Here is a 20,668-nt window from a genome sequence, read left to right as displayed (position 1 = left end):
CTATTTAAAAAAATTGATTTTTACTCCCTCTCAAAAAATATCTTAAAATTAATAATAAAAAATAAGAGGTGTGAGTAATATAATCTCAAACCTCTTAGATTTTTAATCATAAGATTAATTAAATATTTATTCTTTTGTTTAAGTATTATAATTAAAAGAAGTAAGGATATGGTGGCATAATAAAAGGATACTGTAACAGTGCTACTGTTGCTAGAGCACCAAATGGGAAAAATCTAGGTCTAAATGATCTAAATCTCCTCATTGGGCGACCAAAACCAATTGGTTGACGCTGTAACTCAGATTCGCTTCCGTGATCTTGCTCCATTACATCTTCACCAACTAACACCATAACACGATCTGGCTGTACCTCCACAACAATTCCATCTAATTTACTTCCATCCTTCAGGGTTATCATAACATGATAGTTTAAGCATCTTTTACAGTCAGTATATAATGACTGTGTATCTCTGTGATAATTAGTTTCTTCTAAAGACATTCTTTAACAACTCCTTTCCATCACTATGATATTCATTTATATAAAGACTTGTTCCCTCTAGTTAATAAATATCTATAAGATTTATAGATATAATAGGTTAAGTTTAGAAAAATTTATTTTGTTAAAGAAAATTGAAACCAACTTTGACCACAATGAGAAAATTAAAAATATTCTTCTTTTTATATAGTTAAAAAGAAAATCAGTAAATTTTGTAATTTAAATCTCATATATTATAATAAAAAATTGAAAATAGAAAAAATTGTATACTATTGTTAATTTTATTGACTAAATCCTTGATTCTTTATATCTATTTTATCCTTTTCTACTTTTTCCATGTTTTTAATTGCAGTAGAAAGCATAAGCTTTATTCTGTTTAATTGGTTTACTTCACTAGCACCAGGATCATAATCTATTGGTGTAATATTTAAATAAGGATATCTTCTTTTAATTTCTCTAATCATTCCCTTTCCCATTACGTGATTAGGTAAACATGCAAAAGGTTGTATGCAAATCATATTACTAACTCCAGACTTCAATAATTTAACCATTTCTGCGGTGACTAACCATCCCTCTCCAGCTTGATTGCCAAGAGATAAGATATCACCAGTTTCTTTAGCTAATTTATCAATTTTTTCTGGCGCTATAAATCTTTTACTATCACTTAGTGACTTCTTCATTTCTGCTATATAAAATTCTATATATTTAATAGACAATCTACCACCTAAGAAGCTTTTTAAGTTTCCACCTAACTTCTCATATTTAAATTTCTGATTATAGGCACAATATAATATAAAATACATTAAATCTGGTATTATTACTTCTGCCCCCTCTTTCTCTAATACTCCTATAATATTGTTATTTGCTAAAGTGTTATACTTTAAGAAAATTTCTCCAACCACTGCTACCTTTGGTTTATCCACATTTTTAATTTTCAAACTATCAAATTCATTTACCATTTCTTTTGTAATATTTTTAAATTCCTTAAAGCTTCCACTAGCTATACTATTTTTACATATATCGAGCCACTTCAAATAAGTTAATTTTGTTGAATCTTTAATTTTTTCATAAGGTCTTACTCTATTTATCATTCTTAGTAACATATCTCCATAAGCTACTGCCATTAATGCTCTATTAATTATTGGTAATGTTATTTTGAATCCAGGATTATTCTCTATTCCTTGAGCACTTAAAGATATAACTGGTATTTTTTCATACCCTGCATCTTTTAATGCTTTTCTTATAAGGGAAATATAATTAGATGCTCTACAAGTACCTCCTGTTTGAGAAATCACCACAGAGGTATTGTTTAAATCATACTCTCCAGACCTAAGTACACTTATAATTTGACCTATTATTATAATGGCAGGATAACAAGTATCATTATTTACATATTTTAATCCCTCTTCTATGGTATATCGACTAACTGTAGGTAATACTTTTAAATTATATCCTGAGCTTTTAAAAGCAACTTCTAATAATTCAAAATGTATTGGAGAAAACTGCGGACAAAGTATTGTATGTTTTTCTCTCATTTCTTCTGTAAATATAGTTTTAGAATATGACTTAATTGGGTTAATATTTTTAAAATTGAAACTTCTGGACTTATTTATATCATCCATAGCAGCTTTAAGAGAACGTACTCTAATTCTAGCTGCCCCTAAATTATTAACTTCATCTATTTTTAACAATGTATATATTTTACCAAAACTCTCCAATATTTCTTGTACTTGATCTGTAGCAATTGCATCTAATCCACATCCAAAAGAGTTTAATTGAATTAACTCTAAATTTTTCCTAGTACCTACAAAATGTGCTGCTCTATATGTTCTTGAATGATAAGTCCATTGATCTAATACTCTTAATGGTCTTGGTATTTCAACTAAATCAGCTACAGAATCCTCTGTAAATACTGCCAATCCCTCTTGTGATATCATATCTGCTATACCATGATTTATTTCTAAATCTAAATGATATGGCCTTCCACTTAATACAATACCTTTTTCACCACTTTTATCTAAGTCTTCTAGAATTTCCAATGCTTTATTTTTTAAATCTTCTTTAACCTTGCTAACTTCTTCATAAGCCTTATCAACTGCAATGCTTATTTCCTTTCGACTTATATCAAATTCCTTTAGCTCATCATATAAGTTCTTTTTCATTGACTTTATATCATTAAAATTCAAGAATGGATTTTTATATATTATATCTTTACTTCTCAAAAATCCAATATTGTTTTTAACAACCTCTGGATAAGAGATTACTATGGCACAATTATAGTGATTATCTGCATTTTTATCTTCTAGTCTCTCATAAGAGATACATGGATAAAATATAAAATTTAAGCCTTTCTTTATAAGACTTGCTATATGTCCATGAGCAAGTTTAGCAGGATAACAAATAGACTCTGAAGGTATTGTATCAATGCCTTCATTGTAAACTTTCTTTGTAGAATTTGGAGATAATACTACTCTAAAACCTAGCTTTGTAAAAAGTGTGTACCAAAAAGGATAGTTCTCATACATATTTAAAACTCTTGGTATACCTACTTCTCCTCTTGTTGCTTCTTCTATTGAAAGAGGTTTATATCCAAAAATTCTTTTATATTTATAATCAAATAAATTTTCTGCTTTTTTTATATTTTTAGTAGCGCCTATACCTCTTTCACATCTATTACCGGAAATAAATTTTCTACCATCAGAGAATTTATTTACAGTAAGTAGACAATTATTACTACATAATCCACAATGCCTAAATTCATTTGATACTTTAAATTTTTCAATATCAGATTTTCCTAAAATATTAGAAACCTCATTTTCATTATGGTTATCTTTTGCAATAAGAGCAGCTCCGAATGCTCCCATGAGGCCAGCAATATCTGGTCTTACTGCCTCTTTACCAGTAACTTTTTCAAATGCTCTTAAAACAGTTTCATTATAAAAAGTCCCTCCTTGAACTATAATTTTTTCTCCAAGGTCCTCAGGCTTTCTTATTTTTATAACCTTATAAAGAGCATTTTTAATTACAGAATAAGATAATCCAGAAGATATAGCTCCAATATCAGCACCTTCTTTTTGAACTTGCTTAACTTTAGAATTCATAAATACAGTACATCTTGACCCTAAATCTACTGGACTTTTTGATAATAATCCTTCTTTTGAAAACTCTTTAATATCCATGTTTAAAGATTGTGCAAACATATCAAGAAAAGAACCACAACCTGATGAACAGGCCTCATTTAATTGAATAGAATTTATTACTCCATCTTTTATCCTGATGCACTTCATATCTTGACCTCCTATATCAAGAATAAAGTCCACATCTTTTAAAAAATGTTTTGCTGCTCTATAATGTGCTATAGTTTCAACTTCTCCAATATCAATATTTAAAGCTGACTTTATAAGAGCCTCTCCGTACCCTGTAACAGTGGCTTTAGCAATTTTTATTTTTTCATTAATTTTACTATATATATCTTTTAATATGTTTATAATAATTTGCATAGGATTGCCTTTATTGCTACCATAAAAAGAATATAATATAGTCCCTTCATTATCTATTAATACAGCTTTAGTAGTAGTAGATCCAGCATCTATACCTAAAAAAGCTTCTCCTTCATATGTAGTTATATCTCTTATCTTTGCTTTGTATTTGTAATGCCTTTGTCTAAAGTCTTTTAATTCCTGTTCATTTTTAAATAATGGCTCTAATATATCTGAATTAGCTATATCATTATCATCTAAACTTTCAACAGCTTTTAACAGTTGCTCAAAAGTTATAACTTTTTCTTTTTTGGATTCAATAGCTGCACCAATAGCCACAAATAATTGAGGATTTTGTGGAAATATTATTTCCTCCGCCTTTAATTTCAAGGTATCAATAAACCTTTTTCTAAGCTCTGATAAAAAGTATAAAGGCCCCCCTAGAAATGCAACATTTCCCTTTATTGGCTTTCCACAAGCAAGCCCACTTATAGTCTGATTTACAACAGCTTGAAATATAGATGCAGCCATATCTTCCTTGCTAGCCCCTTCATTTATAAGAGATTGTATATCAGTTTTTGCAAAGACTCCACACCTTGCAGCAATGGGATAAATTATCTTATAATTTTTAGCTAATTCATTTAATCCTTTAGCATCTGTTTCAAGCAATGTAGCCATCTGATCTATAAAAGCACCTGTACCGCCAGCACAAACCCCATTCATACGTTGTTCTAAACTACCTTCAAAATATGTTATTTTTGCATCTTCTCCACCTAATTCTATTACTACATCAGTGCTATTTATGAAAGTCTCAACAGCTTCTGTACAAGCAATAACTTCTTGAATAAAAGATAGTCCTAAAAGCTTTGAAACTGATAACCCACTAGATCCTGTTACCATTGCTGTAATATCATAATCTTTATATTTTGTAAAAACTTCTTTTATAAATGAAGTTGTAGTCTCTTTTATATTCGAGTAATGTCTTTCATACTTACTATAAATAATATTGCTATTGATATCTAATAATACAATCTTAACCGTAGTTGATCCTATATCAATACCTAAATGTAATACTTCTTTCATACTCTTCTCATCCCAACATAAATTATTAATGTATAATACTTAAACATCATTTTATAATTCTGCCCTTTTTAATACCTAATATACCTATTTTGGGGTGTAAAAAGAGGTCATAAATATTTCATTCTGACCTCATTTTAGAGTAGTAATCCATTAAATAAATATCTTCTAAATTCATTCATATTAAAATAATATCCTGGGCAACTTTTAGTTACTCCTTCAACCTCTCTATGTCCTATAACACGCTCTATCGGTATATTATATTTATTCATCAGCATATTACACATATTACATAATGATTTTATTTGTTCTTTTGATGGATAACTTAAATCAAAGTTTCCGTTTAAACAAATTCCTATTGACTTATTATTAAAACCTTTAGTGTGAGCACCTATATGCATACCTCTACCTTCAATTATAGTTCCATTTTCCTCTATAAAATAATTATATCCAATTCCTTCCCATCCCAAAGTTTTATGATAATTATGGACTTTATGAATATCCCACCCTATTTCTTCAGTATGATGAATTATTATAAGACTCGGTTTTTTTAGTTCCTCTAACTCTTTGTCAAATTTAACTACGTCTCTTTTAATATATATTCATATACCCTCCTTAAAGATCTAAATAAAATAAGCTCCATTTATTCCCTGTAATGCACCACTATTATTATATGTTCTTCCCTTAATTCATTTCTTATTACTACTTAAAGCTTCATGTATTCCTAAAGTTTTTAAAATCCTCTAACTTTTTTAATCTTTCCCTGATATATACTCATTTCCATACAAAACAAAAAAGAACCAACTCTATATAGGATTGGTTCTCATTGATTATACTAGTTCATAACCATAAATAAATCATAAGAATTATATCATGGCACAGTTAGTACTGAAGATTTTATAAATAATGATATTCTCTTTAAGTAGTACTATTTACATTACTCATTTTTTGCAATCAATATACAAAACCCATATACATTAAAAATATTAATATAATACATTAATTATATTAATATTATATATAAATATATTAATATAATTAATTTAATAATTAAAATATTTAATAAAACTCTTTACATTTCATAAAAAAAGGAGTAATTTATTATTAGAGATTGGAGGTAATTTATGTATAAGTTATTAAGTCGTTGTCCAGTATGCTCTAATAAATTAAAGGCAATACGATTAAGATGTAATAGTTGTAATACTGTTATAGATAATGAATTTGAATTATCTAAATTTGATTATTTAAATAATGAGCAATTATATTTTATAGAAACCTTTATAAAATGTAGGGGAAATATAAAAGAAGTTGAAAGAGATCTAGGCATTTCATATCCAACAGTTAGGGCGAAATTAGATGAGGTTATTGAAAGTTTAGGTTATTCATCAAAAGAAACTAAAGTTAAACAAGAAAATAAGGATATTTTAGCCGCTCTAGAAAATGGAGATATCTCAGTTGATGAAGCAATTAGTAAATTAAAAGATTAAATTTAGGAGGGATTATTGTGAACGAAGAAATTATGACAGTGTTAAAAATGGTTGAGGAAGGTAAGATTTCTGCTGATAAAGCAAAGGAAATCATTGATGCTTTAGGAAATACATCAAAAAATACTGAAGCTATCACCCCTAAAAAATATGAGGATAAATTTTTAAAAGTTGAAATTTTAAGTCATGAAGGAGATAAGGTCAATATAAAGTTACCAATTAAGGTAGTCAAAGAAGTTCTAAAGGTTACTGGTAAATTACCGATATCTAAATATGTTGAAGGTATGGATGAAATTGATCTAGATGAACTAATGAATACTATAGTATCTTGCTTAGATAATGAAGTTATGGGCGAAATAGTAGATATCTGCTCAAGCTCAGGAGATACAGTTAAAATAGTTATAGATTAGAGGTTTCTAAATGATAGTTTCAATAAAAAGTAAAGAATTTAATTTAACTTTACCAGTGCCGTTATCTATGGGAGGCCTAATAATAAGATGCATTCCCAAAAAACAGCTTAATAAAGAGGAAAAAAAGATAGCTTTACAACTTTTTAAAGCAGTAAAAGGTAGCTTAAAGAGATATAAAGGATTAAAAGTGGTAGAAGTTGTGTCTCAAAGTGGTGAACATATCACCGTTAAAATATAGCATAAGGAATATCCATTAAAAGGTTGGTCAAAGTGAACAACCTTTTTTTGAATTAATAACTATAACTGCTTATTACATAAATTTTATCTTCCTCGCCTAATTGAATATCATCAATCTCACTCATATAAACATCCTTATACTTAGGACTATTTCTTATTTGAAAATCCAAATTCAGTAAAAATCTCACCTCTTTAATGAAACTATTCTTACTTTCGCTTGCTAAACAAGTTCACTTTAGCCAAATCGAATATTTGGAGGCTTATTTATGATAAGGTTCATTTCACTATTCTAAATTTATTTTTTTATTAACTTTTTAAATTCTAAATAAACATTTTATCCCCAAACTTTCATATAAGTGTTAAAATATTAAAGCATGTAAACAAAATGCAAATTAATGATAACAATATAAAAAATATTTTAATTACAGCTGTAATCTTATATTGAATTTAGGATAAATCTTAATTAAGCTTGCTTAAACTCATATAATTTAACAACTATAAGGGATAAATATAATTGTATTATTATCCAAGAAAGATGGTGTTACATTTTGAGAGTTAGTTTTTTTATGCCTGAATATATGAAAGGATTTAGTTGCGTTGGCCCAAATTGTACTGATACTTGTTGTGCTGGTTGGGATGTAAACATAGATGAAGCTACATTTAATAAATATGAAAATAGTAGTGACAATCTTAAAGCTCTAGTTAAGGATAAATATATTAGAAGTAATATACTTGATGATTCATTTAATTATGGATTTATGATTATTGGTGAAGAAAATAAATGTCCTTTCTTAAATAAAAATATGCTTTGTGATATCCATGGTTCTTGTGGTGAGGATAATCTTTCTATAACTTGTAAAAGATATCCTAGAGTTTTTAATATTGTTGATGATATATATGAGAAAAGTGGTCTTCCTTCCTGTTCTGAAGTATGTAATAAAGCACTTTTAAATAAAAAAAAGATGGAATTTATAGAATTGGACGAAGATTTAGATGAAGATGCAGTTGAGATAAGAAGAATGATAGATAGTGAAGCCTTTAGTGGCACTGATAGTCTTCTTCAATATTTCTGGGATATACGAATTAACTCAATAAACATAATGCAGAATAGAAATTTTAGCATTGAGGAAAGACTTAATATACTTAAAAGCTTTTATACAGAACTTGAAATTTTAAGAGAGGAAGCTTTAAGTGATACTAAAGATTATTATGATATTGAGATACTTTTAGAAAACTTTGCTGATGATTCTATGGATTTTGATTCTTTAAAAGGAGAATTATTTGTAGAAAATACTAGCTTTTATAATTCAATCTTAAATGATAATATTTTTGATAAGGTTATTGGAACTAGGCTAAAAGCTTATTTAGGTAATTTAAGAAAAGATATTTTAAATGTAGAAGATGATTTTAGTAATATAAGTTGTAATACCATTGCTGAATCAAATCTAAATAGCTCTAATAAAGTTAGCTCTAGAGATTTTGAACTTAGCAATTATTCTTACATCTTTGAAAACTATTTAGTGAACCAAATCTTTAAGAATATTATACCTTTTAATAGAGGAGAAAATTTAAGTGATAGTATAAAGATTCTTATTAATAGCTATAGAATTATTAAGGGGTATCTTCTATGCTCTTATGAATATTCCCATGAGATGATTACAGAAAATCAAATAATAAAAATTATTCAAGCTTTAAGTAAAGATACTGAACATAATAAAGTATTTAAATCTATTCTAGAGAATAGTTAATTAAAAAATGAGTAAATATATAAGTCTAAAGACTTATATATTTACTCACTTATATTTTCTTATTTAATATAAATTATTTACTTTACAAATTTCCTATATGAATCTAAGGAACTTATATGTTTTATAAACATTCCTAAGTCTATTAAAAGCATTATAATTGATATTAAAAAGGCTGGTATTATAGTTATAACGCATATTATACTAGTTAAACATAATATTGGTTTGTTAATTTTTATATTTTGATTTTTTATATTCTTCAAACTAGATATTGATGCCAAAATAAATATAATTATTCCTATAATCATTATTGAATTAATTAAAAAGCTCATATTTTTACTTTTGCTATTTAATGCAATAGCAAGTGATGTAATGATAAAGGTTATAATATTTACTGGATACAGTCCTGCCAAGAAATAGTCTAGTTTTACTTTGTCACATATATAAATTCTTATTATAGCTAAACAAATTAGCAACACTAATACTACAATGATAATCCTCCTCCAATGTTTATAATTTTATATCTCTGTTTTAAGCTTTTATCTTTCTAAAAATATAAGTAAGGACAGTTCCTCTCTCATCTTGATTTTCAATATAATTAATTAACTGAAATGACTTATTTATATCTTCAAAATCAGTTAATTTGATTAAGTCCTCTTTTCTAAATTTAGAATCTACCTTATTATTATCTCCAAAACCACAGATAAATAAAATTCCATTATCGGTTAAATGATTTTTTAAATTTTTAAGTTGCTTCTTATTTAATCTATAGTGATTAATTACAATATTATCAAATATACCAATGTGATCTAGTGACCCATCTATGCTTAAATCAATTTGTTTTGTATTTACTAAATAGTTCTTTCTTTTAGCAAATCTTTCTAAGCGATTAAGCGCTTTGCTACTAAAATCAATTCCTGTTACTCTAAACCCATTTTCAATTAGAAATATTGTATTTCTTCCATCTCCACATGCAATATCAAGAACTGTCCCTTTCTTGAAATACTTTATACTTTGAACTAATAATTTTTCTGGAGTTAATAGTTTATCACTTCTATTAAAAAACTTCTCATCCCAATAATTCTTATTTCCCATATATTCCATTTTAACTCCACCTTATATTCTTTTAAATAACCATTTATATATAATCTTTATATCTATTTCTTTATATTTTTGCATACAACAATGAATCTATGCTCAAGACTTTCAATATAACTTTTAGTCTTTAATTCATCATTTAATTTGCAAAGTTCATCAAAGCAATTATCTACAGAAAAATTAGGGAATTCCCATTCTATGATTTTAGCAAAATACACTATTGCTCCAACATCATAAAATCTTAAATATGGAAAATATTCATTTTGGTATATAATATCAAAAGAATTTTCTTCAAGTTCTATTACTACATTATCTAAATTAATATTTGAAAATTGTGGCTTAAAGTCTTTTATTAATCTCTTAGACATGCTTTCATTATTCTTGCCACCAACTTGCTGAGTAATAAATATTCCATTTGGCTTTAATATTCTTTTTACTTCCTTTTCTTCATAGGATTCATGCCTATTTATAACTATATCAAAGGAGTTATCTTTAACAGGTAACTTTTTATCATCATACACTTGATTTACATCTATCCCTAACGGAGCCAATCTTTCATTACATACTTTCACATTAGATTCCCATTTTTCTGTTACTGAAGTCTTTTTATAGGGATGCTTTAATGATAATAGAAATTCTCCTCCACCAGTACCCATGTCAAGTAATGTATACGTATTTTTTAAATAGTTTTCTACTATATTTTTATAGTCCCAAGGTATAAGTTCCTCTTCCCATCTATTATCTAAATAAGAAAAATCCCATCCCTTAAAACTCATATCCTCATCCATTTTCCATAATTCTTTTAATTTATTATAATCCATAACTGTTTACTCCTTTATATTACTATTTTTCTTATAATAAAAGCAGTGCAGTTAGCTGATAGTAAATTAATTTATCTCGATACAATCTACTATCAGATTATCTAAACTGCACCGAGTAGTTAATTCGCGTTATTCTCATTAAAGATATTCACCTACTTTCAAATATATTATTTATATAATCTATATATAGATTATATAATTATTACCATTATTTGTATATAATTTATATTCTAATATATTTTTAAATACTTCTATAAAAAAAGAATATGAGTGTAATATATGAACACTCCTTTTTCAGCTAATTTATTACTATGTATTCATTATTAAGATATTTATCATACTTATTTTTTAATATAATTTATTATTATCTTAATCTCTGAAGGTAATAATAATTAGATTTATGTCCCATATTCCCCATATGTCATTATTGATAAATTCAAGTTCTTCATCCTCTTGTTTTAGATATTGAACAAAAGCTGCATAGTTTATAAAAGCATATTCCTTTGTTATATTCTAAGACTTTATAAACTTACTTTAAATCACTAGTTTCATAACTTCGTTTCAGCACTAATTTTATTCTTAAATAATACTTATTTATTGTTTTACAATATATTTTTATTGCTATTTATTTTCCCATATGCTAATATATGATCATAAATACAGAATATTAAGGAGTGATTTATATATGAAAAAGTTTATTTATCTTTTACCATTTGGTTTAAGTTTTTGTTGCTTAATATCCTTTAATATTATAGGTTCAGAAGTGGCTCCTGATGGAACACTTGTAGAACCATTCTTTTTAATTCCTATAGCATATATATTCCTTTTTATCGGTATAATTTCAGTATCAATTAAAGGAATATACTCTTTATATAAAAAACATGCAAAAGCTTAAATTAATAATATAAAAATGCTTCCATATACTTTTTAAGTATATGGAAGCATTATAATAAACTTAGTTCCTATGCCACATTTAGATTCTACTTCTATTTTTCCTTTTATAGCTTCTATGTTTTCATATGCTACATAAAGCCCTATACCTTCACCTTTTATTTTATTTGTATTTACTCCTCTATAATATGCTTCGAATATTCTTTTTAAATCTTCTTTCTTTATTCCAATCCCTGTATCTTCTATTATTATTTTTATATTTTTATCTTCCTTAAAAATCTCTAATATTACAGTTTCACCTTCTAGAGTGAACTTATATGAATTAGTGAGTATATTATAAATAGTTTGACTTAATTTATATCTATCTGTATTTATGGATATATTATTATTTTCTACTATTTTAAAGTCTATATTTTTCTTTTTAAACTGAAGCTTTAGTCCATTTCCTATTTGATTTATTAAATCATTTAGGTTCACCTTCTCTATTTTTATTTCTTCTAAATCCTTTTCTCCTTCTATCATTTCGCTCATATTAGATATTATGGATGTTACATTATCTATTTGTTCTTCTAAAATATTAAATTCACTACTATTTAATTCTAATATGCCATCTTCATATGCTTCTACATGAGATTTTAATATAGTTAAAGGAGTTCTTGTCTGGTGAATCATTTCATCTATAAGCTTTTTTCTTCCCTTTTGTTTTAACTTCAATTTACTACTAAGCTCTTGCAGACTTACTTGAATAAACCTTATTTCTTTTATACTGGATAATTTAATATTAGTATCATTACCTAAATTTATATTTTGAGCTAATTCCTCAGTTTTCTTTAAATCATCTACAGTTTTCTTACTCATATACAAACTTATTATTATGGCAAGGAAAATAACTATAGCACTAACTATCAAACTATTCATGACAAGTGTTTTCTTAAATATATTAATGGTACTTGATCCATCAATTGAAGCATTTTTTACTATGTATACTTTGCCTATATCAGAACTTTTATCTTTTACATCATAGGATTCAACATCTTCTCTAGTACTTCCCATCATCATATGATGCATCATAGTATTTCCAACACTTAATATCTCTCTACCATAATTGTCATAAATGATAATTCCTACGATTGGATCATCTAAATGACCTTTTAAATTCATCTCAAGCTGCATATTTGATATATCTTTTTTGCTCGATTCTTCTATTGTACTTATTATTTTAGATACATTTTCCTTATAGGTATTAGAAACATAGGTATTAAAATTTTTATTTATAAGTATTGTAAGTAAAACTGTATTTATAAATACAGTTACTATTACAACTGTTACAAGTGTTATAAGCCATTGCTTTTTAATTGTCATATTAATTTTCTCCAAATACATAACCTGCACCATACTTAGTTATAATAAGTTTTGGATTTTTAGGGTCATCTTCTATTTTCTTTCTTATTCTTTTTATGTAACTATCTACGCTTCTAATTTCTCCATCAAAATTATACCCATATACTTTATTTATTATCTGATCTCTGCTTAAAACTTGACCTTTATTTTTTAAAAATACCTTCAATATATTAAACTCTATTGATGTTATTTCTATTTCTATTGAATTTTTAAACAGCTTTTTACTGCTTTCATTAAGCTCTAAAGAGTTATATCTTAAAACTATATTACTATCTTCTTTATATACTCTTTTTAATATGGCTTTTATCCTTTTCATAAGCACCCTTGAACTAAATGGCTTTGATACATAATCATCAGCACCTAAATCAAATCCCGTTATTTTATCTATTTCCTCTTGCTTTGCAGTTAACATTATAACTGGTACATCTGATATTTTTCTTATTTCTTCTAGAACTTCAAATCCATCTATTCCAGGCATCATAATATCTAAAACAACTAAGCTAATATCACTTTCATTAAATTTTTCAAGAGCCTCAAAACCATCCTTTGCAACATATAATCTATAGCCTTCATTTTCTATGTATTTACTTACAACATTTCTTATTTCTTCTTGATCTTCTACTAATAATATACCTAAATTCAAATTATTCACCGCCTTCAGTTAAATAAAAAAGAGCTATCTTAAAAGATATTTAAGACAGTTCTTCTCTATTTTCTCTCTATTATTTGCTTTCTATTATCTTCTTTCTTTTCTCAAATTCTTCTTCAGAAATTTCTTCATTAATATACATCATCTTTAATTTTTCTAAAGCTTCATTTCCTTTTGATAGGCTACTTCTCTTAAATACATAAATTAAAGCATAAATAACTAATCCTATTATTATTGCATATACTAAAAGATTTATTATTCCAAAACCCATCATATGTCCACCGAAGCCTATGCCATTTCCTCCAAAGCCTATATTATTAACTCCATCTCCAAAACAACTTCCATATCCCATCACAATGTTTCCTCCTTATATCTCTAATTTAAATACATTATCTAATTAAAATATGGCAACATTATGACTTTTTTATGTTTCTTATTTGGAGTTATGTATAGTTAATGTATATTGTTTCATTATATTTTTATTGTCTCTATTCCTTTGTTATATTATATCAATGATTAAATATCTATTGCAAAATTTAATCTTTTAATTATTATTTAAATTCTACATATGCTTTACAGATTCTATCTTTTTTTATATGTAAGCATTTCTAATAATTTAAATACAACAAATGAAACTATTTCTATGCAATATGACGTAATTATATTTTTATTTATTGAATACTTTAGCAAATATAAATCTTACGATAGGACCTGCTATTAGTAATTGTAATGGTAAAGCTACAATAAAATTCATACCTATTCCTGTTATGTACGCTGATGGTAAATCTTTTGTTAATCCAACATTATGTATAGCTCCAAACATTGACATACATAATACCATACCACATACCATAAATGTTGAAATAAAAATAGCTATTTTTATTTGCTTGTCCTCTTTCTTTATAAATTTAAATGCTAATGCTTTTGCAGGTTTTGATACAATAAACCAATCACATATCATTCCAACTATAAATGCAAGTGGAAATCCCACTAGTGCTTCCGTGATAACATCTTTTGAAAAACCTCCTGAATGTACTGATACATTGTATACACTCATAACAAATACCATAAATGCACACATAATAATTGTAAAAACTAAACTTTCCTTTTTCGTTGTTGGCATAATTTTATTCCTCCTTAATTAACATTAAGAATTATATCAGCTTTTTTTAAATGGATGTAAGTTTCTATTTTGTTAACAATTTTATTTGATTTAATCAAAATATAAATTTTACTCTCCTTCCAGTTATCTTATTATCCTTATAAAACATAAAAAGCATCTATATTAAAGATGCTTTAATTCCATGAATTATTTTTAATTTACTTATTTCTTACATATCATTATTTGAATAATTTCTTCTTAACAGGTATAATGTAGCTTTTTATTATTTTTTCTATTTATTATTTTGTGGTAAAAATACTGTTATTCTTGTACCTATTTCCCTTCTACTTAAAACACTAAAGTATCCCCTATGGTTATCAATAATCCATTTTGCTATAGATAGCCCAAGACCAGTTCCACCATCTTTTCTAACTCTTGCCGTATCAGCTCTAAAGAAACGTTCAAATATATAAGGTACATCACCCTCATCCATCCCTATTCCACTATCCTGAATAGAAAAATAAGCTTCTCCTTTATCATTTCTTCCTATCCTAAGTGTTATATATTCTCCTTTATCTGTGTATTTAGCTGCATTTTCAACTAGTATTCTAGCAGTCTGCTTAAGTAGGCCTATATCACCATAAACACTTATATTTTCTGAATTAATATAATTATATATATGGTTTTTATCTATCATCTTAGATTCTTCTAAAACTTCATTCATCATATCATTAAGTGAAAATTCATTCATAGTAAGCTGAGTTTTTCCATTAATACCTCTAGCTAAGAATAATAACTGCTCAACCAAATTTTTCATATTTTCAGATTCAGATTTTATTGCTGTAATAGATTCTTCTAATACACTCTCATCATTTTTACCCCAACGATCTAGCATATTTGCATAACCTTGAATTACAGAAATAGGAGTTCTAAGTTCATGTGATGCATCTGAAACAAATCTTGCCTGCTGCCTATAAGAATCTCTCATTCTATCTAAAAGTTTATTTATTGCATCCTCTAACCCTTGAAGTTCACTATCACCCATGTGTATTCTTTCATCAGATGTTACAGGACTAATTTTAGCTATAGCATCCTCAAGGCTCTGAAATTTTTCCTCATCAAAATCCATATTACTAAGCCTACTTGCTGTTTCTGCTATTTCATTAAGTGGTTTTAAAACCTTTCTAATTTTTGCTGTACCAAATATTATTTCTTCTAATAAAAATATTCCTTCCACTATTCCTAAAACTATAATTATTTTTATAATACTATATAAAAAAGTACTAGCTTCTTTAACCATAGTCTTTCCATTATCCCAAGTAACTGTATAGTTTGCTGTTTCTATAGGATAAAAATTAAATGACCTTTGCGCATTTTGTACTAATTCACCATAGAAGCTCTTTTCAGATTCCATGCACCAAAGACCAACTAAGATAATGATTAAACATATATCAATTAAAAGAAACTTAAAAAATAAATCTCTTACAGAGATAGCATTCATCTTTATTGCAATAGATGTAACATTCTTATTCTTATTCTTTTTACTCTTACTCATCTTTTATTACATATCCTACACCACGTACTGTAGTTATTATTTTCACCTTAAAAGCATCATCAATTTTTGTTCTTAAATACCTTACATAAACATCTATTACATTTGTTTCTCCGAAATAATCGTAACCACATACTTTTTCTATAAGCACATCTCTAGTTAGTACTATATTTTTATTTTCCATTAATATTTGTAGCAAATTAAATTCTCTATTAGTCAATTCAATTTCTGTATTATCATAAATTACTTTATGTCTCATTTTATCTAAAGTTAATAGACCACAGCTTAGTACATCTTCATCTTTTTTTATTGTAACTACTCTCTTTTTAAGAGCTGTCCTTATTCTTGCAAGTAATTCTTCTATTGCAAAGGGCTTTGTTATATAATCATCTGCTCCTGCATCAAGTCCTGATACTTTATCCATAACAGCATCTCTTGCAGTAAGCATTATAACAGGAATCTCTGAACTTCTTCTTAGCCTTCTTAATACTTCAAGTCCATTAAGTTCAGGAAGCATAACATCAAGAATAACCAAATCAGCTTCTCCCCTCTCTGCAATTTCAAGGCCTGTTCTACCATTATTCGTCTTTATTACTTTATACCCCTCATGTATTAACTCTAGCTCTATGAATCTGGCTATTTTTTCTTCATCTTCAACAATTAAAATCTTAATCATTAATTAAACCCCTTTTTAAACTTATCTTTTATAATTTGGGCATTTTTTGCTATTTCACTAAATACTTCATTTACTTTATCTACCTTATCCGTATTAATACTTTTAGACGATACTAAAAATTCTATCTCAAAGAATAATCCAACAATCATTAGAGGTATGATTATCCAGAAGGTAAACAATAAAAGTAGTATTAATACAGTAAGTGGTATCTTTAAAAGTCCTATACCGCTTCTTCTAATCTCAACAAAGATATTATTGCAAGTATCTATAGCTTTACATATAGATTCAAAAATTCCCTCAAAGTTATTTTTACTTTTAGAATCGTTATTATCTCTATTTTCACTAATATTACCTATTTCTCCCTGACTAGTGTAACTTTCTTTATATTCATTGGTATAAAATATGCTAACAGAAGGCTTTTCTACTCTTCCATTCTCTTCTAAATACAGCATGGCATCTAGTATATCCCAATTATTATTTTCTAAAGCACTCTTAGCTTCTTCATAACTTATATTAGTTCTATCTCGTAATTTATCTACAAGTTTAAGCTTCTCCATAAATAGTCCTCCATACCTATGGCATAATTAAAATCAATTATCTTAATTCTATCCTTATCTATTAAATTATATCATTACCATTAGTATTTCCACAGCATAAAAATAAAGAGACCTTGAATATTTTCCAAAACCTCTTTGTTAAACTTATATATTATTTTTCGTACCCTTCTTTAAAATCACTTTTAATGTTTTCTGCTGATTTTGATACCTCTTCAAAGATATTATTTACTCCATCATAATTAACATTAGGACCTGAAATTGAATATTTATATCCACAGAACAATCCTACTATTAACAAAATTATACTTGGCACTGATAAGACTACTAATAAGAGTACTGATATTGTTAATGATATTCTTATTGGTTTTTCATTTTCCTTTCTAACTTCAAAGAAATGATTATTTCCTTTTTTTAAAATCTTCCCTAAGAACTTAAATACTCTTCCTACAACTTCTCCAATACCACCAAATTTCTCATCATGCTCTTTATTATCTTCTTTATTCTCCTGCGACTCTTCCTTCTCTTGATCTTCTTTCTTCATTTCGATTATAGCAGTAGTTTCATTATTTTCCACTTTTCCGCTTCTCTCTAAATAAATAATAGAGTCTAAGAGATCCCAATTACATTTTTCTAATACTTCTTGTGCCTCTTCACAACTTATATTAACCTTTTTAGTTAAAATTTCAATCATTTCATTTCTTTCCATTTATATTACCTCCACAAATTCATTACTTGATTCATTATGGTTATATAATACTTTTAGAAAATTAATCTAAAATATAAGAAAGATTAAAATTAGATTAAAATCTTATTTAGAAGTATTAATATGTGTAATATAGATTGTGATAGATACTTCTTCCGTAGAAAGTAGTTTGAGAGATATTGTAGTAGACAATGAAATAGAGATTGGAATAGCAGATTTGATTGCTAATGTAATATAAGGTTCTACTTAGAATTTCATAGATATGTACTTTTTAATTCAACTATAATTATTGTAATTCAGTATCGAGTGCAAATATATAAGGTCTTTAAAAACATATTTATAATTCAATAAAATAGCTAGTAAAACTTAATCTATTTTACTAGCTTCTAATTTTAAAAATTTTATATTTTTATGTCCCACAATAAGTTTTATATTTACAATTTGATGGTTCAGGTAATATAGAATAATATTCCTGTTCCTTAGAATAAGCATATGGTTTTGAAAGAGCATCTAAGAGTCTATCCATAACGCTATAATCTCCATCTTTTACTGCTGCATCTATAGCTTCCTCTACTCTATGATTACGTGGAATTACTGCTGGGTTATTATTTTTCATAAGCTCCTTTGAATCATCCTTTGATTCTTCTTGTCTTTCTAATCTCGCCTGCCATAACTCATACCATTTATTAAATTCATCATTACCTGAAAGTTCTGTACTCTCTATTTTATCAAAAGTTAGATTACGGAATGTATTAGTGTAATCTGCACCATACTCTTTCATAATATTTAAAAGATTTTCTATTAGCTCTTCGTCCTCTGCCTCTTCATTAAATATACCTAGCTTTGCTCTCATTCCTGAAATCCATTTATCTTTATAAAGCTTTGCAAAATTTGAAACTGCATCTTGCGCCAGCTTTAAAGCCTCATCTTGATTGATATGCAAAAGTGGCAATAAAGTTTCTGCAAATCTTGCAAGATTCCATCCTCCAATACCAGGTTGATTACCATAGGCATATCTACCTTGAATATCTATAGAACTAAATACAGTTGCAGGATCATAGGTATCCATAAAAGCACAAGGCCCATAATCAATTGTTTCTCCACTAATTGTCATGTTATCAGTATTCATTACTCCATGAATAAATCCAACTAATTGCCATTTTGCAATAAGCTCTGCTTGCCTCTTAATAACTTCTTGAAGCAAGAAAAGATATGGATTTTCTTTATTTTCTACTTCTTTAAAGTGTCTTTTTAATGTATAATCTGCTAATTCTCTAAGTTCTTCAACTGTTCCCCATTGTGAAGCGTATTGAAATGTACCAACACGTATATGACTAGAAGCTACACGAGTTAATATTGCACCAGGCAGCCTAGTTTCACGAATTATTGACTCACCTGTTGTAACTACAGCTAAACTACGAGTTGTAGGAATACCTAAGGCATTCATTGCTTCACTTATAATATATTCTCTTAGCATTGGACCAAGTGATGCTTTTCCATCTCCACCTCTAGAATATGGAGTTCTACCTGAACCCTTAAGCTGAATATCAACTCTCTCACCTTCTGGAGTTATATGTTCTCCTAGTAATACAGCTCTTCCATCACCTAACATAGTAAAATGTCCAAATTGATGTCCTGCATAGCTTTGCGCAATAGGTTTAGCTCCTTCTGGAATCTTGTTTCCTGCAAATATGTCTACTCCTTCAGTACTTTCTAAAGCCTTTGCATTTAATCCTAATGACTCTATTAACGGATAATTTAATTTAATTAATTTTGGTGATGGTACATGACTTGGATTCTGTTTAGTAAAAAACTTTTCTGGAAGTCTAGCATAAGTACTTTCTAAATTAAACCATCTCTCTATTGTTCCCTCTTTTTCTCTCATCGTATCTCCCTTTCTTCTTTTATTTTTGTATAGTTTTTATATTAAACAAAAAGCATAGCTTCTATTATTTTTCAGATATAAACATATAATAACTAAGCTCTTTTTAGTTTATACTTCTCATAATTTATTATTCTAGCTATCTTTTCTTTAAGTTCTAACTATTTAATAAATTTATATTACTAAAATATTGTTTTTGCAATATTAATCTATTATTTTAGAATTGATATTTATATTAAAATGGCCTTTATTCTAACATTTTAATATTTAAATCTAAATTCATTATTTATTTCGACTTTTTTATGTACCAATATTAACAATTTGACATATTATAACATATAAACTAATTTTTATAAGAGGTGTTTTGTATGTGTGATAGAGATTTTGATAGAGGTTGCTTTGATGAAG

19 protein-coding genes are annotated in these 20,668 nt (G+C 27.1%); 5 read left to right on the top strand and 14 right to left on the bottom strand.

Annotation, left to right across the window (positions count from 1 at the left end):
• Nucleotides 1-151 precede the first annotated feature (151 nt).
• The 3 genes from K5V21_RS01730 to K5V21_RS01720 all read right to left on the bottom strand — a co-directional run bounded on the left by K5V21_RS01730 (nt 152) and on the right by K5V21_RS01720 (nt 5,648).
• Nucleotides 152-415, bottom strand: a complete 264-nt coding sequence (locus tag K5V21_RS01730; protein WP_245000599.1) for a hypothetical protein — start codon at nt 413-415, stop codon at nt 152-154.
• A 359-nt stretch (nt 416-774) separates the two neighbouring features.
• Nucleotides 775-5,055, bottom strand: a complete 4,281-nt coding sequence (locus K5V21_RS01725; protein ID WP_221858595.1) for a 2-hydroxyacyl-CoA dehydratase — start codon at nt 5,053-5,055, stop codon at nt 775-777.
• Nucleotides 5,056-5,189: 134 nt separating this feature from the next.
• Nucleotides 5,190-5,648 (bottom strand): peptidoglycan recognition protein family protein, encoded by a 459-nt coding sequence (locus K5V21_RS01720; RefSeq protein WP_308119013.1) that lies wholly within the window; start codon nt 5,646-5,648, stop codon nt 5,190-5,192.
• Nucleotides 5,649-6,176: 528 nt separating this feature from the next.
• On the opposite strand from K5V21_RS01720, the gene K5V21_RS01715 reads away from it, so the two are divergent.
• The 4 genes from K5V21_RS01715 to fliB all read left to right on the top strand — a co-directional run bounded on the left by K5V21_RS01715 (nt 6,177) and on the right by fliB (nt 8,931).
• Nucleotides 6,177-6,539: a DUF2089 domain-containing protein gene (locus tag K5V21_RS01715; protein WP_204593413.1), complete on the top strand. Its 363-nt coding sequence runs from the start codon at nt 6,177-6,179 to the stop codon at nt 6,537-6,539.
• 17 nt (nt 6,540-6,556) lie between these two features.
• Nucleotides 6,557-6,946: an SHOCT-like domain-containing protein gene (locus tag K5V21_RS01710; protein WP_307495081.1), complete on the top strand. Its 390-nt coding sequence runs from the start codon at nt 6,557-6,559 to the stop codon at nt 6,944-6,946.
• Between the two features lie 10 nt (nt 6,947-6,956).
• Nucleotides 6,957-7,184 (top strand): hypothetical protein, encoded by a 228-nt coding sequence (locus K5V21_RS01705; RefSeq protein WP_204593412.1) that lies wholly within the window; start codon nt 6,957-6,959, stop codon nt 7,182-7,184.
• Nucleotides 7,185-7,731: 547 nt separating this feature from the next.
• Nucleotides 7,732-8,931: a flagellin lysine-N-methylase gene (gene fliB / locus K5V21_RS01700; RefSeq protein WP_221858593.1), complete on the top strand. Its 1,200-nt coding sequence runs from the start codon at nt 7,732-7,734 to the stop codon at nt 8,929-8,931.
• 528 nt (nt 8,932-9,459) lie between these two features.
• On the opposite strand, the gene K5V21_RS01695 is transcribed toward fliB, so the two are convergent.
• Together K5V21_RS01695 and K5V21_RS01690 are read right to left on the bottom strand one after the other, a co-directional pair.
• Nucleotides 9,460-10,032, bottom strand: a complete 573-nt coding sequence (locus K5V21_RS01695) for a class I SAM-dependent methyltransferase (RefSeq protein ID WP_221858591.1) — start codon at nt 10,030-10,032, stop codon at nt 9,460-9,462.
• A gap of 53 nt (nt 10,033-10,085) precedes the next feature.
• The gene (locus K5V21_RS01690; protein ID WP_221858589.1) at nt 10,086-10,847 is read right to left on the bottom strand and encodes a class I SAM-dependent methyltransferase; all 762 of its coding nucleotides are present in this window, start codon (nt 10,845-10,847) and stop codon (nt 10,086-10,088) included.
• Between the two features lie 685 nt (nt 10,848-11,532).
• Between K5V21_RS01690 and K5V21_RS01685 the strand changes: the two genes are divergently transcribed.
• Entirely contained in the window at nt 11,533-11,742 is a 210-nt protein-coding gene (locus K5V21_RS01685; RefSeq protein WP_221858587.1) for a DUF3955 domain-containing protein, read from the top strand.
• A 32-nt stretch (nt 11,743-11,774) separates the two neighbouring features.
• Here K5V21_RS01685 and K5V21_RS01680 read toward each other — a convergent pair whose 3' ends face one another.
• From K5V21_RS01680 to K5V21_RS01640, 9 genes are all read right to left on the bottom strand, one after another.
• On the bottom strand, nt 11,775-13,100 hold the full coding sequence (locus K5V21_RS01680) for a sensor histidine kinase (protein ID WP_221858585.1): 1,326 nt from the start codon (nt 13,098-13,100) through the stop codon (nt 11,775-11,777).
• Nucleotide 13,101: 1 nt separating this feature from the next.
• Nucleotides 13,102-13,791, bottom strand: a complete 690-nt coding sequence (locus K5V21_RS01675; protein ID WP_407927682.1) for a response regulator transcription factor — start codon at nt 13,789-13,791, stop codon at nt 13,102-13,104.
• Nucleotides 13,792-13,861: 70 nt separating this feature from the next.
• Nucleotides 13,862-14,140, bottom strand: coding sequence for an SHOCT domain-containing protein (locus tag K5V21_RS01670; protein WP_245000607.1), 279 nt, complete (start codon nt 14,138-14,140; stop codon nt 13,862-13,864).
• Between the two features lie 315 nt (nt 14,141-14,455).
• Entirely contained in the window at nt 14,456-14,911 is a 456-nt protein-coding gene (locus K5V21_RS01665; protein ID WP_221858579.1) for a DUF2798 domain-containing protein, read from the bottom strand.
• A 271-nt stretch (nt 14,912-15,182) separates the two neighbouring features.
• The gene (locus K5V21_RS01660) at nt 15,183-16,445 is read right to left on the bottom strand and encodes a sensor histidine kinase (protein ID WP_221858577.1); all 1,263 of its coding nucleotides are present in this window, start codon (nt 16,443-16,445) and stop codon (nt 15,183-15,185) included.
• Nucleotides 16,438-17,118, bottom strand: coding sequence for a response regulator transcription factor (locus tag K5V21_RS01655; protein ID WP_221858574.1), 681 nt, complete (start codon nt 17,116-17,118; stop codon nt 16,438-16,440). The genes K5V21_RS01660 and K5V21_RS01655 overlap by 8 nt, the downstream gene beginning before the upstream one ends.
• Nucleotides 17,118-17,675, bottom strand: coding sequence for a UBA domain-containing protein (locus K5V21_RS01650; RefSeq protein WP_221858572.1), 558 nt, complete (start codon nt 17,673-17,675; stop codon nt 17,118-17,120). The genes K5V21_RS01655 and K5V21_RS01650 overlap by 1 nt, the downstream gene beginning before the upstream one ends.
• Before the next feature lie 151 nt (nt 17,676-17,826).
• Nucleotides 17,827-18,381, bottom strand: a complete 555-nt coding sequence (locus K5V21_RS01645) for a UBA domain-containing protein (RefSeq protein WP_221858570.1) — start codon at nt 18,379-18,381, stop codon at nt 17,827-17,829.
• Nucleotides 18,382-18,787: 406 nt separating this feature from the next.
• Nucleotides 18,788-20,263: a protein adenylyltransferase SelO gene (locus K5V21_RS01640; RefSeq protein WP_221858569.1), complete on the bottom strand. Its 1,476-nt coding sequence runs from the start codon at nt 20,261-20,263 to the stop codon at nt 18,788-18,790.
• Between the last annotated feature and the right edge of the window lie 405 nt (nt 20,264-20,668).

This window comes from Clostridium sardiniense (genome assembly GCF_019753795.1).
GTDB classification, from domain to species: Bacteria; Bacillota; Clostridia; order Clostridiales; family Clostridiaceae; genus Clostridium; species Clostridium sardiniense.
Note: the sequence above shows the minus strand (reverse complement) of the source record. Positions and strands in the feature narration are given on the sequence as shown.